Raw genomic sequence first — 14,141 nt, 5'->3', positions numbered from 1 at the left:
ATACTATAGCCAATCCAAAAGCCCTTCTGAAAACGCGTCTGCTTGCTCTGCCCATTGGCCCAATTCCAACGCTGCTCCAAAGTTTGCGAAACGTCAGCATGCACGATAACTTCTTGAGCGATGCTCGATTTTATCAACACCGCGAGCACGAACATCGTTCGTGTAGCATGTTTGAATTGCATCATGACTCTCCTTATGGTTAATCCGTAAGCATTAGGTCGTTTTTCCGCAACCGCGGATTAATCATAGGACATGACATCAACGCAAGGGGTTGGCAATGAAAAAAGGAGAATTGCCAGGCTGTTAAACTATTCGTCAGATTTGTTTATCATTCATATCGCAACGCCTTCACCGGATTTGCCAGCGCAGCCTTAATCGCCTGCGTGCTCACGGTCAGCACCGCGATGAGCAAAGCGACCCCGCCAGCAAGCGCAAAAATCCACCAGCCGAGATCGACGCGATAGGCAAAGTTTTCAAGCCAGCGGCTCATTGCGTACCAGGCAATTGGCCAGGCCAAAATATTCGAAATCAACACAAGCTTGACAAAGTCTTTCGAGAGCAAGCCGACGATGCCGGAGACGGAAGCGCCCAAAACTTTGCGAATCCCGATTTCTTTGGTGCGCTGCTCGGCGGCATACGAAGCCAGCCCGAGCAAACCGAAGCACGCAATGAAAATTGCCAAAATGGAAAAATTGCTGAACACCGTGCCTAATCTCTGCTCGGCCTGATATTGCTTGTCATAATCCTCGTCGAGAAAGAAATATTCGAACGGCTTGTCGGGCAGCAGCGTCGACCATTTCTGCTGCGCAAAGGCCATCGTCTCAGCGGTGTTTTCAGTTTTGAGGCGCAACGAGAGATATTGAAAACTTCGTGGCTGGACCAGCATCATGAGCGGGCCAACGCTTTCGTGCAATGATTTGAAATGAAAGTCTTTCACCACGCCGATGGCTTCGGGGCCGGTGAAACCGTCGAATTGCTTGCCAACCACCGTGCTCGGATCATTCCAGCCGAAGGCCTTCATCGCGGCCTCGTTCAGCAGCGCAACTTTGCCGTTGGTGTCAGTGGTGATTTCTTTGGAAAAATCCCTGCCGGCCAACAGCGGGATGCCATACGTTTTGAGAAAATCGTAATCAACGAACAGAAGATTCATCTGCACGCGATTGTCCTGATTCTCGCGCTCCGCTATCAGATTATTGGAAACACCTCGGCCTGGCACGCTATGCGACACCGTTGCCGAGAGAACGTTGGGATGTTGCAGAAACTCACTTTTGTAGGTCTCAAACTTTTGCGCCAACTCACTGCGGCCGCGCAACGCCAGCACGAGCATCTGCTCTTTTGCAAAGCCGAGATTTTGTTCCTGCAGAAAATTCAATTGGCGGGAAATAACCAGCGTACCGGTGATCAGCGCAATCGAAATTGAGAACTGCAACACCACCAGCACCTTGCGCAGTGAATGTGCACCAAAACGCGACAGCGGACTGCCGGCGGAGAGCTTGCCCTTCAAAACCTCGGCCGGCCTAAAAGCGGAAATGAGAAGCGCCGGATAACTGCCGGAGAGAAGGCCGACGAGAACGGTGATGAACACGATACCTGTAAGCAACGACGCGTTCGCCGTGAGATTCAAATCCAAATTCTTTGCGGCAAGCGCATTGAAAAATGGGAGAGAAATTTCGACCACCGTGAGGGCGAGCAAAACGGCCAACAGGCTATACAGCAACGATTCGCCCAGAAACTGTTTCATCAACTGCGAACGGTACGCGCCCACAACTTTGCGCAAGCCGACTTCTTTCGCGCGGCGCATCGAGCGCGCCGTCGCCAGATTCATAAAATTGATACACGCAATGAAGAGAATCAACACGGCGGCAACCGAGAAAATTTGCACGTACACCTTGCGGCTGTTGGCTTCCAGCTCGTAGCGGAGATCGGAGTGTAGATGAATCGCCGTAATCGGCTGCAAAAAATAAGTGTATATCTGATTATTGGCGCGAATTTGATCGCCGACGTAGCGGTCGGCAACGTTACTGATCTTTTGCTCCAACGCTTTTGGCGAGACGCCCTCAGCAATTTTGATATAAGTATGCAGCATGTTCGCATGCCAGTTTTGCATAAAACCCTGGCCGCGCAAGAGCGCTAATGAACTGACGACTTCGGGCTTGAAGTGGCTGTTGGACGGAATGTCCTTCATCACGCCGGTAACCAAATAACTCGTGCCGTTGACTTCGAGACGCTTTCCCAAAGCATTTTCTTGGCCGAAATATTTCAGCGCCTTTGCGCGCGTGATCACCACCGCATTGCCTTGCGCCAGCGCTTGCGCCGGATCGCCGTGCAAAAGTGGAAAAGAGAAAATGCGAAAGAAACTGGAGTCAGCGAGATACGCGCGTTCTTCATAATAATGCTGATCGGGCGCCGGACTCACTTGCACCGTTCTGGCCGGCAAAACCTGCACGACCTCGGTGATTTCCGGATAGTCGTTTACGAGCGCGGCAGCCAACGGCCCCATTGTCGGCGCAAACGAAGTGGGCACCCCGCGCGTGTCAATCGTCATAGCCACGCGAAAGATGCGATCCGCGTCGCGATGAAATTTGTCGTAACTCAACTCATCTTGTACATAAAGCAAAATCAAAATGCAGCACGCCATGCCGAGCGCGAGTCCCGCAATATTAATGAAGGAATACGCTTTGTGCTTGAGTAGATTTCTGATCGCGAGTTTGAGATAGTTCCTGAACATGAATTCTCCATTTTCGGATTTGGGATTGCGGACGGTTAATTAATTACATGCAGTGCCGCAATCCGAAATCCACATTCCGCAATCATTCATATCGCAGCGCTTCCACCGGATTCGTCATTGCCGCTTTGATCGACTGAAAGCTGACGGTGATCAATGCAATACCAAAAGCGAGCAATGCTGCCAGCAAGAACGTCAGGCTTTGGTTATTGATATCGATCCGATAGGCGAACTCCTGCAACCAGAGGCTCATGGCGTAATAGGCTATGGGCCAGGAAAACAACGTAGCCACGGCGACCAGCCGCGCAAAATCCTTGGAAAGCAACAAAACGATGTTGCCCAACGAGGCGCCGAGCACTTTGCGCACGCCGATCTCCTTCGTGCGCTGCTCCGCCGTGTAGGAAGCGAGTCCGAATAGGCCGAGGCATGCGATAAAAACCGCCAGCAACGAAAACGTGCCGAAAATTTCCCCGAGACGATGCTCGCTCTGATAAAGCTGCTCGTAGCGTTCGTCAATGAAAGAATATTGAAACGGAAAATTCGGACGGAATTCCTGCCATTTTTGTTTGAGAAATTCCAGCGTTGTCGCGATGTCTGCCGGTTGGGCCGCGCGAATTTTGACGGAGACACTGTTGAAGCTTTGTGGAGCGATAAGCAATATGATCGGCGTGATCGGCTGGTGCAGCGATTCATAATGAAAATCCTTGACCACGCCGATGATGCGCCCGCGGCGATTGCCATATTGGAAAGGCTTGCCGATTGCGGCCTCCGGCGAAGGCCAGCCGATTTTCTTCACCGCGGTTTCGTTCAAAATAAAAGCTTCGGTGGAGTCGGTGGGAAATTCTATGGAGAAATTGCGGCCCGCGGCCATTTGCATGCCGTAGGTGTCGATGAAACTGTGATCGACGCGCACATTGGCAATGCGAAAATTCAGCGGCTCACTCTTCTCGCCGTCAATTACACTGCCTCCCGACGAGTCGAGCAAGCGCCCCGAAGGCACGCGCTTCGAAGCCGAGACCCCGGCAATGTGCGGATACTGCAAAAGCTGATTGCGAATGTCGGGATAACGCTGCACAATATTTTGATCCGCAGGCAGCACGACAACGTGTTCTTTATTCAAGCCCAAATTTTTATTGCGGCAGTATTCGAGTTGATTATAAACTATGCCCATGCCGACAATCAGAATAATCGAAATCGCGAATTGAAAAACGACGAGTATGCTGCGAAAGCGCGAGCGCGTCGAGCCAATTTTCTGCCCTTTGAGAACGGCGACCGGCTGAAAGTGCGACAAAAAGAAAGCAGGATAACTGCCGGCAATGATGCCGACAAAAAGCGTCACGCCGAGCAGGCTCGCTAAAATGAAAAGCATGCTTTGCGAACGCAGCGCCAATTCCTTTCCTGTAAAGGTGTTGAATTTGGGCAATACCACTTCAACCAGCACCACTGCCAACAACAAGGCAATCAGCGCCATGACAATGGTTTCGCCAAGAAACTGCCGGATCAATTGCTGCCGTTCCGCGCCGACCACTTTGCGCAAACCAACTTCTTTGGCGCGATTGGCGGAGCGCGCCGTCGCCAGATTCATGAAGTTGATGCACGCAATCAACAACAGGAAAAAGGCGATGGCGGAGAAAATGTAAACGTACACGATATTGCCGTTCGCCTCGATCTCGGAGTCGAGATGCGAGTACAGATGGATGTCGGTCAGCCGCTGCAAGTGCAACGTCGTTTTGGGGATGGCCTCCTTGCCGTCGGGATGGTGACGGCCGATGAACTCAGGAATGGCCTGTTTAAAATTTTCTACTTGATAATTCTTTGGAAAGAGCAAGTACGTTGCGTAATTGTTGCTTCCCCAATTTTTAAACTCGTCGTCGCCAAAAACCTGTTCCAGCAATTTCATCGAACCGAGAAAGTCGAAATGGAAATGCGAGTTCGCCGGCACGTCCCGCATGACGCCGGTAACCTTCAAATCTGCGCGGCTGTCGATGTTGAGCACTTGGCCCAGCGGCTCCTCGTCGCCAAAATATTTTCGCGCCATCGCCGGCGTAAGCACGACGCCGTTGGGATCCGCCAGCGCATTCTGCGGATCGCCTTTGAGCAATGGCAACGTGAAAATTTCAAAAATGTTCGGATCGGCAAAATAAAAACGTTCCTCTTGAAAAACTTTGTCGCCGTGCCGCAGCAAAGGATTGCCGCCGCTGTTGATCCGCGCCATCTGCAAAATATCGGGAAAATCATTTTTGAGCAGCGGCCCGATCGGCGGCGCGACGTGGCCGAGGTGTAAGCTCGACGAGCCGTCGGAGTTGAACCACTCGCGCGTGACGCGGTAAATTTGATCGGCCTTTTCGTGATATTTGTCGTAACTCAGCTCGTCATGCACGTAGAGCAAAATCAGAATGCAGCTCGCCATGCCAACAGCCAAGCCGAGAATGTTGATCAACGAATAGCCTTTGTGCCGCAGCAGATTGCGCAGCGCGATTTTGAGGTAGTTTTTGAGCATTTTTGACTCCAGTTATCAGTTATCAGTGACCAGTTCACTGAACACTGATCACTGGCTACTGATTATTTCTTTACTCATAACGAAGCGCTTCCACCGGATTCGCCAGCGCCGCTTTGATCGCTTGCGTGCTCACCGTCGCGAGCGCAATCACCAACGCCAATCCGCCTGCCAGCGCAAACACCCACCAGCCGATGTCGATGCGATAGGCAAAATTTTGCAGCCATTTGTCCATGGCGAAGTAAGCCAATGGCGCAGCAACCAGCAACCCCAGCAGCACAAAGCGCGTGAAATCTTTGGACAGCAGCACGACGAGGCTGGAAATCGAAGCGCCGAGGACTTTGCGCACGCCGATCTCCTTCGTTCGTTGCTCGGCCATGAACGCCGCTAAACCGAACAAGCCGACACAGGCAATCAAAATAGCCAAGCCTGCGGAGATTCCGAAAATTCGTCCCAGCCTTTCATCGCGATTATACAAATCGATCCACCATTTATTGAGAAACGCATGTTCGATGGGATTGACCGCATCGAATTGCGCATGCACCTTAGTGATGAAATCAATCGTCTCTTGCACGTTCTCGGCAGCGATGCGCAGCGAAAAATAGTCGATGCCGTGCACCGCGTGCCGGCCGCCGGCGGGCATAAAACCCATCACCATCGGCTCGATTTTGCCGTGCAAAGAATGAAAATGAAAATCGCGGACCACCCCGATAACGCGGCCGGTAAAATTAAAAGCCGGCACACGAATCGCTTGCCCGACGGGAGAGTCCGCAAACAGCGCTCGCGCTGCCGTCTCGTTCAAAATCACCGCAGTGGAATCGGTAGCCAGCGCGCGAGAGAAATTGCGGCCTTGTACAAGATCAATCTCGTAGACGCCGATAAAATCTTCGTCGATACCGTTGAAATACAATTGTTGCGCCTCGGTCTCCGCCTGCCCTTCCCGAACTGCGCGAATACGGCGAAAGTATTTCCAATCTCCCGGCACACGCGAAGAAACCGTCGCCCCGCGGACTGCCGCGTGGCGCTTAAACTCATTTTTGATGGTGAGAAAATTGCTTTGCACGTCGTCGTGATTGATATCTATCACGACGAGCTGATCCTGATTGAATCCGAGCTGCTTGTGCCGGACATAATCGAGTTGCTGAAAGACCACCAACGTTGCGACGATCATGAGAATCGACAGCGCGAATTGCGCCACAACCAGGCTCTGGCGCAGCCGCGAGCGCTGCGCGCCCGCTTTAAGCTCTCCTTTTAACACTGCGGCTGGTGCAAGACGGGACAGATAAAACGCGGGATAACTTCCGGCAACAATGCCGATGAGCAGAACCAAACCCAGCAATCCCAAGAAAACCGAAGTATTGCCGGCGAGGCGCAACGACAGGTTCGCGCCAGCGAGCGCGTTAAACGACGGCAGCATCGCCTCCACCAAACCGATGGCGAGCAAAAATGCAATCACAGCACTGAGTATGGATTCCGTCAGGAATTGAACGATCATTTGGCTGCGATTGGCGCCGACGACTTTGCGCAGCCCCACTTCTTTGGCGCGTTTCATGGAGCGCGCCGTTGCCAGGTTCATGTAGTTGATGCAGGCGATGGCCGCGATGAAAATGGCAATCAACGCGAAGACGTAAACATAAATGAGCTGGCCCTCGCGAGTATTGTGCTCGGCGCCAATTTCCGCCGAGCCGAAATGAATATCGCCGAGCGGCTGAAAATAGAACCGGCTGCGCGCTGCCGCTTCCTCGCCGCGATGTTTGCGGCTAAACGCGCCAAGCTTCGTTTCGAGATTTGCCTTGTTTGCCGAATTTTTCAGCAACACGTAAGTGACCACAATCGTGTTGTCCCAGTCCGTCAACCAGCCGCGCACGTTTTCAAAGCGGTCGAGAGTTGATTGAGATATCAGCAGGTCGAAGTCAAGATGAGAATTGTGGGGAATGTCGCGTAACACGCCGGTCACGGTGAATGCCGTTTGAATAAACTCGGGGAAATCCTCGGCTTCAATTTGCAATGGCTTGCCCAGCGGCTCTTCATCGCCGAACAACTGCTTTGCCATCGTCTCCGTCAACACCACCGAGCCAGGCGCCGAAAGCGCGCTGTTGCGATCTCCGGCAAGCAACTGAAAGTCGAAGAGATCAAAAAAACTCGCATCCGTGAAAAAATTCCTTCGCACGATTTGTCCGGTTGGGCCGGTTATCTCACGCTTCACCGTCAAGCGCCAGCCCTGGAATAAACGCGCCGACCCTTCGACCTCTGGAAATTCATCGACGAGCGCCGGCCCGAACGGTCCCATGGTATAAGCAAGCTGTTGCTCGCCTTGCGTGTTGCTGCGAACTTGAATCACACGAAAGAGGTGATCTGCCTTCTCGTGAAAGCGGTCGAAATTCAGCTCGTCGTGAAGATGCAACAGAATGAGAATGCAGCAGGCCAGCCCGATGGCCAGTCCAAAGATGTTGATGAACGAATAGGTTTTGAATTTGCGAAAATTTCTGAGGGCGACGAGAACGTAGTTCTTGAGCATGGCGTCTCCATTTTAGATTTGGGATTGCGGATTTCGGAGATTTGATTGTTAATAAAACCGCAATCCGAAATCCACAATCCGCAATCATTCGTATCGCAGCGCCTCCACCGGATTCGCCAGCGCGGCTTTGAGCGATTGATAGCTTACCGTGAGCCACGTAATTCCCAATGCCAGCAAACCGGCCCAGAGAAACGCGTCAAGGCCGAGCGGTTGGCGATAGGCGAAGTTTTGCAGCCATTTGTTCATCGCACACCACGCGATTGGCGCGGCGATGACAAACGAAACCAGCACCAAGCGCGTAAAGCCGTTTGAGAGCATAAGAATGATGTTGGAAACGGAGGCGCCCAACACTTTGCGAACGCCGATTTCTTTGGTGCGCTGTTCCGTTGTAAACGAAGCCAGGCCGAAAAGGCCGAGGCAGGAAATGAAAATCGCGAACGCGGAAAAGGTGCTGAAGATTTTTAGCAAGCGGGTTTCGGCGCCGTATTGCGCTTCGACGCGCTCGTCCATGAAAGTAAAATCCAGCGGGTATTGCGGGTTGAATTTCTGCCATTGGGTTTTGAGAATGGCAAGCGCCTGTTCCATGCTATTCGGCCGCACGCGCACGACGAGTTTCTCACTTCCCCAGGGCATAAGATGAAACACCGCGGGCGCGATCTCTTCGTAAAGTGGGCGGAAATGAAAATCTTTCACCACGCCGACAACGGTCCCCTCTTTTGCATTCTCTGGACCATTACCCAGCCAAACAAAACTTTTTCCAATTGCGGCCTCGGCAGATTCCCAGCCGAATTCTTTCACCGCGGCCTCATTCAAAACGAAGGCGTGCGAGCTGTCGCTGGGAAATTCGCGTAAGAGCAAACGGCCCGCTGCGAGTTCGATGCCGAGCGTCTTGAAAAAATCATAATCAACCTGGTGCGTGTAAACCGCCTTTTCTTCTTCCGAATCGCCTCGGCGCGAGGCGGTGACCCACCAACCTTTGTCGGCAGGAATGGCGGAAGTTGCGGAGACATTCACAAACTCCGGATGGCGCAGCAATTCGGTTTTGAGCACGGGCCAATTGTTCTGCGCCGTCTCGCCGCGCAGCGTGGCGACGAGCACTTGCTCTTTATCGAAACCCAGGCGCTTGTTGCGGATGAATTCGATTTGATCGTTGACAATGAAAGTACAGACGATCAACACAATCGAGACCACGAATTGGCCGACGACGAGCAGTTGCCGCAGCCGGCCGCCGGAAGTTCCCGTTGCCGCCCCCCCTTTCAACACCTCCACCGGTTGAAAGCGTGAGAGAAAAAATGCCGGATAACTTCCCGCCGCGATTCCCACCGTGAGCGTCAGCGCAATGAATCCGGCGATGAGCGAGTGATCCGAAGCATAGTCGATCTGAATATCTTTTTGCGTCAAAGCGTTGAAGGCCGGCAGGAAAAATTCAATCAACACGGCGGCGCCGATAACTGCGATAAAGGCGAGAACGACGGCTTCGGCGAGAAATTGCAGAACGAGCTGCTGCCGCATGCCGCCGACAACTTTGCGCACGCCGACTTCGCGGGCACGGTGCTGCGAGCGGGCGGTGGCGAGATTCATGAAGTTGATGCAGGCAATGGCAATAATGAGAGCCGCAAGCGCCGCAAATAAATAACTGTAGGTCATCGCGCTCAACTCGCCTGGCTTATTGTCGAAATCCGAGCGCAGGTGAATCTCGGCGAGTGGTTGCATGCTCAAAGAGAGCCCGGCAAATGCAGGCGGGCCGTTGCTGTAATGTTTCTTGACAAATTCGGGAAATTTGGCGGCGACATTGGCCGCAGAAGCTTTTTCATCCAACAAAACATAAGTAGGATAACTGAACATCCACCAATTGCTCAATTGCCGCGGCAAAAGGTTGTTGAATGGAATGAGAAAATCCGGACGCACATGCGAGGTCGCGGGAATCTCCTGCAACACACCGGTGACTTGAAATTCGCGCTCGCCGCGTTCGATCTGCAAAATTTTCCCAAGCGGATTTTCTGTGCCAAAATATTTTTTTGCGGCGGCGCGGCTCAAGACTACGGAATTGAGATTTTGCAGCGCAGTCGTTGCGTCGCCTTGTTGCAGGGGAAAATCAAAAACCTCGAAAATGTTGGGATCGGCGTAATAAAACTCTTTCTCGTAAAATTGCTGATTTTGATATTTCACCGGTGTGCTGTTATAGGGCGGCTGCAAACGCACGGCCAGACGAATCTCAGGAAACTCTTCCGCAAGCGCCGGCCCAATCGGTGCGGCCATCACCGAACCGGTGTGCACGTTTCCCTCGCGAGACATGTGCATAATCATGCGATGAATGCGATCGGCCTTTTGATGAAAACGATCATAACTCAACTCGTGCCGAATAAACAAAAGCATGAGCGCGCAACACGCCATCCCAACAGCGAGGCCCGCGATATTGATGAAGGCGTAACCTTTGTGCCGCAGCAGATTGCGCAGCGCGATTTTGAGGTAGTTTTTGAGCACAGTTTCTCCATTTCGGATTTGGAATTGCGGATTTCGGATGCTTGATTTGCTCTTTTTTCGCAATCCGAAATCCACAATCCGCAATCATTCATACCGCAGCGCTTCCACCGGATTTGCTAGTGCAGCTTTGAGGGCTTGCGCACTCACGGTGAGCAGCGCGATCAACAGCACCAAGCCGCCGGCGAGGGCGAACAGTTGCCAATCCATCGTCGTGCGATAGGCGAAATCTTGCAGCCAGAGATTCATCGCAAACCAGGCGAAAGGCCACGCCACGAAATTGGCAAGTGCGGCCAGGCGCACAAATTCTTTCGAGAGCAGATTGAAGACGTTGCCCACCGAAGCGCCCAGCACCTTGCGAATGCCGATCTCTTTGGTGCGCTCTTCCGCTGCATAAGAAGCCAGCGCAAAAATGCCCAAGGACGCAATGATGATCGCAATCACCGCAAAAATCCCAAAAAGCCTCGACTCTTTTTGCTCCTGCTGATAAAGTTGGAAAAACGTCTCATCAAGAAAAGTGAACTCGAAAGGATAGGCCGGGGAGATGGCTTCCCAATGCTTCTGCACGACCGCCAGTGTCGTCTGAAGGTTCGTGGTATCGACCTTGAGCGCGAACACGTTGGCGAAGGGCCGCATCGAAATAAACAGCGGATCGATGGCTTCCTTCAAAGAAGAAAAATGAAAATCCCGCACCACGCCGACGACATGACAACGCGTGGTGTCGAACATTGTGCGGCGCATCTCTTTGCCCAGCGCTTCTTCATTGGTCCAGCCCAGCATTTTGACCGCGGCTTCATTCAGCAGCGCGGCCTGGGTTTTGTCCGTCGCGAAGTCGCGCGAAAAATTTCGGCCCGCGACAATCTCCAAGCCGAGCGTTTCGGTGTAATCAAAATCCGTGTACAACGTGCGGAAGCGGAAGTTTTCATCCTTGCCGGTAACGGTGAAAGACATCGCATCGTGAAATCCGCCTGGATGCCCCGACATCGCCGAGGCTTTCACGATGCCGGCCTCCTGCCGCACGCGCTCGACAAACGTCTCCTGCTGCCGGCGCATTTCATTGTTGTTGATGGGAACGAGTAGAACTTGCTCGGCGCGAAAGCCGAGATCTTTTTGTCGCATGAACTCAAGCTGCTTGCCGACGAGCAATGTCGCGATGATCAACACCGCAGAAATGCTGAATTGAAAAACCACCAGACCTTTGCGAACCAGCACGTCGGTCGCCTGCTTCGAAAAGCGGCCCTTGAGCACGCGCGCCGGCAAAAATCCCGACAATAAAAAGGCTGGATAACTGCCTGCGAGCAACGCGACGATGAGTAGCAGGCTCAGCAAGGCTCCGGTCAGCAGCGGATCGGTAAAGCGGATCGTAAGATCAAGCCCAAAGGCGGCATTGAACCACGGTAGCAGCAGCTCGGCCGCGGCAATGGCGAAAATGATGGCAAGGCTCGTCATGAAAAACGATTCGCCGAGGAATTGCAGCATGAGGCGGCCGCGATGCGCGCCGAGTACTTTGCGCACGCCGATTTCACGGGCGCGGCGGCCGGCGCGGGCCGTGGTGAGGTTCATGTAGTTGATGCAGGCGATCGTGAGAATGAACAAAGCCAGCGCGCCGAAAATATAAATCGCTTGCTTGTCGCCGTGCCGCACACCTTGTTCGTAGCGAATGTCTTTTTGAAAGTAAACGTCTGCCAGCGGTTGCAAAGTGAGATCGATACGCCGGCCGTTGCGTTTGAAATCCTCGCCGAGGTATTTGTCGATGAACGCCGACAACTGCGCCTCGACCCGTTGCGCTTCCTGAGGGTTGTCGATCAGCGCGTAGGTTAAAAAACTGTTGCTCCACCAATCATTGAACCACGTCTCGCGTTCGAAACTTTTCAGGGAGGCCACAAAATCAAAATCCAAATGTGTGCGGCCCTGCTTTTCGGCGAGCACGCCGGTGACGATGAAGTCATAGCGATCGTCCACGCGCAGGGTTTTGCCCAGCGGATCTTCCGCGCCGAAATATTTGCGCGCCATCGCCGCAGTTAAAACCACACCGCTCGGATTGGCGAGCGCGTTTGCAGGATCACCCTGCGCCAAAGGAAAAGAAAAAAACTTGAAAAAGTTTTCATCGGCGAGGAAGAATTTCTTTTCCATGAAAGCATGATTCGCATACATGACTAAACCGTCGCTGGGCAGCACGCGCAGCGCATCACGAATGCTTTCCGGCAAGTCATTCTTCAGCGCGGGTGCATACGGTCCGGAGGTGATGCCGATGAGATAGCCCTTTTCATTCACTTCCGATTTGCGCAGCACGCGATAGATTTGATCGCCCCGCACAAACGCCTTGTCATAACTCAGTTCAGCTTGCAGATAGAGCAGAATGAGCAAAGTGACGGTCAATCCCACTGCCAAACCAAAAACATTGATAAGTGAAAACAGCTTTTGCTTCTGCAACACGCGCAGCGTGGTTTGGAAGTAATTTTTAAACATGGCTTCTCCATTTAGGATTTCCAATTGCGGATGATGAATTGAAACTTTTATTAAACCGCATTCCGAAATCCATCATCCGCAATCATTCGTACCGCAGCGCGTCGACGGGGTTCGCCAGCGCGGCCTTCAAAGCACGATAACCGATCGTCGCGCCGGCGATGATGAGAGTAACGGCGATCGTCATGGCAAACACGCCAAGGCCGACATCGATGCGATAGGCAAAATTCTCCAACCAGTTGTTCATCACGACGTAAGCCACCGGTGCGGCAACCGCAAAAGCAACCGCGATGAGCACGGCAAATTCTTTGGAGATCAAACCGAGAATATCAACGACGGTGGCGCCGAGCACTTTGCGCACGCCGATCTCCTTGGTGCGTTGCGCCGCCATGAACGCAATCAAACCGAGCAGGCCGATGCAGCCGATAAAGATTGCAATGCCGGCAAACGCGCGAAACAGTTGCGACATCTTCAGCTCTTCCTCATAAAAACCGGCCAGGCGTTCATCCAAAAACTCGTACCTATACACAAACTCCGGAAAGGTTGCGCCCCAAATTTTCTCGATATGATCCAGAGCCGCTTTCATATTCGAGGCTTCGATTTTGAGACTGGCTTCATAATAAGCCCTGCGATTAGCGGCCAGTAGGCACGGCCGGATTTCTTCTTGCAACGGCCGCGTATGAAAGTCCTGCACCACGCCGACAATCGGCATGTACGGCCGCCGCCCCAGCTTGAACATCTTGCCGATGAGATCATGCGGCGTGTAGCCGATTTTTTTCGCAAAGGTTTCGTTAACCACCAGCTCCGAAATTGTGTCACTCGCAACATAGCTGCGGCCCGCGACCAGCTTCAAGCCATAGGTCGGAATGTAATTCACATCGGCAAATTTCAAATCTGATGCGAAGGTTTCTTCCGGCCCGTTTAGCGTGTGGCGCAAATTGGTGTCCCAGGTATTTCCGGAAGCGGCGCTGGAATAGCTGAACGAAACGTTGCGAATGTGGCTGTTCTGCAGCAACTGCGCGCGCAGCGTTTGCAGCTTCGCCGTCTCATTCACCGGCAAAGGCACCGTCACAATAGCCTGTTTGTCGAATCCCATCTCTTTATTGCGGAAATAATCCATCTGCGTGGTAACGATGAATGTGCCGATGATCAGCATCTGCGAGATGATAAACTGAAACACCACCAAGCCACGCCGCAGGAACAAACCGCCGGCGGCCGAAGTGTTTACCTTGCTCTTGAGCGCCAGCGCCGGCACGAAGCGTGATAAGACGAATGCCGGATAAAGCCCAGCGAGCAGGCTCACGGCAAGAATCAAAATAGATAAGAAAGAGAAAACAGATAAACTGCCAAGCAGATCAAGGCTGATCTTGAGCCGCAACATGCTATTCAATGCCGGCAATAACAGTTCGGCTAGCATGAAAGCAAGCGTCGCTGCGAGCAAAGTAATGGTAAAG

The 14,141-nt window shown here is 52.8% G+C and carries 7 protein-coding genes; all 7 read right to left on the bottom strand.

All coding sequences use genetic code 11. From position 1 onward, the window contains the following. On the bottom strand, positions 1-182 hold a 182-nt coding region (locus tag FBQ85_15260; GenBank protein MDL1876509.1), incomplete at its 3' end, for a hypothetical protein. A gap of 146 nt (positions 183-328) precedes the next feature. Further along, positions 329-2,728, bottom strand: coding sequence for an FtsX-like permease family protein (locus tag FBQ85_15255; protein ID MDL1876508.1), 2,400 nt, complete (start codon positions 2,726-2,728; stop codon positions 329-331). An 82-nt stretch (positions 2,729-2,810) separates the two neighbouring features. Further along, positions 2,811-5,225, bottom strand: coding sequence for an FtsX-like permease family protein (locus tag FBQ85_15250; GenBank protein ID MDL1876507.1), 2,415 nt, complete (start codon positions 5,223-5,225; stop codon positions 2,811-2,813). A gap of 70 nt (positions 5,226-5,295) precedes the next feature. Further along, complete coding sequence (locus FBQ85_15245; GenBank protein MDL1876506.1) at positions 5,296-7,740, bottom strand: FtsX-like permease family protein; 2,445 nt, start codon at positions 7,738-7,740, stop codon at positions 5,296-5,298. Between the two features lie 84 nt (positions 7,741-7,824). Then, positions 7,825-10,224 (bottom strand): FtsX-like permease family protein, encoded by a 2,400-nt coding sequence (locus tag FBQ85_15240; GenBank protein ID MDL1876505.1) that lies wholly within the window; start codon positions 10,222-10,224, stop codon positions 7,825-7,827. An 84-nt stretch (positions 10,225-10,308) separates the two neighbouring features. Continuing rightward, positions 10,309-12,690, bottom strand: coding sequence for an FtsX-like permease family protein (locus FBQ85_15235; GenBank protein MDL1876504.1), 2,382 nt, complete (start codon positions 12,688-12,690; stop codon positions 10,309-10,311). An 82-nt stretch (positions 12,691-12,772) separates the two neighbouring features. Next, complete coding sequence (locus tag FBQ85_15230) at positions 12,773-14,104, bottom strand: FtsX-like permease family protein (protein MDL1876503.1); 1,332 nt, start codon at positions 14,102-14,104, stop codon at positions 12,773-12,775. Positions 14,105-14,141: the final 37 nt, after the last annotated feature.

This window comes from Cytophagia bacterium CHB2 (genome assembly GCA_030263535.1).
Classification (GTDB): Bacteria; Zhuqueibacterota; Zhuqueibacteria; order Zhuqueibacterales; family Zhuqueibacteraceae; genus Coneutiohabitans.
Note: the sequence above shows the minus strand (reverse complement) of the source record. Positions and strands in the feature narration are given on the sequence as shown.

Coding starts and splice junctions, on each gene's coding strand:
- FBQ85_15255 (MDL1876508.1), bottom strand. CDS start 2,728: ATGTTCAGGAACTATCTCAAACTCGCGATCAGAAATCTACTCAAGCAC.
- FBQ85_15250 (MDL1876507.1), bottom strand. CDS start 5,225: ATGCTCAAAAACTACCTCAAAATCGCGCTGCGCAATCTGCTGCGGCAC.
- FBQ85_15245 (MDL1876506.1), bottom strand. CDS start 7,740: ATGCTCAAGAACTACGTTCTCGTCGCCCTCAGAAATTTTCGCAAATTC.
- FBQ85_15235 (MDL1876504.1), bottom strand. CDS start 12,690: ATGTTTAAAAATTACTTCCAAACCACGCTGCGCGTGTTGCAGAAGCAA.
- FBQ85_15230 (MDL1876503.1), bottom strand. CDS start 14,104: ATGCTAGCCGAACTGTTATTGCCGGCATTGAATAGCATGTTGCGGCTC.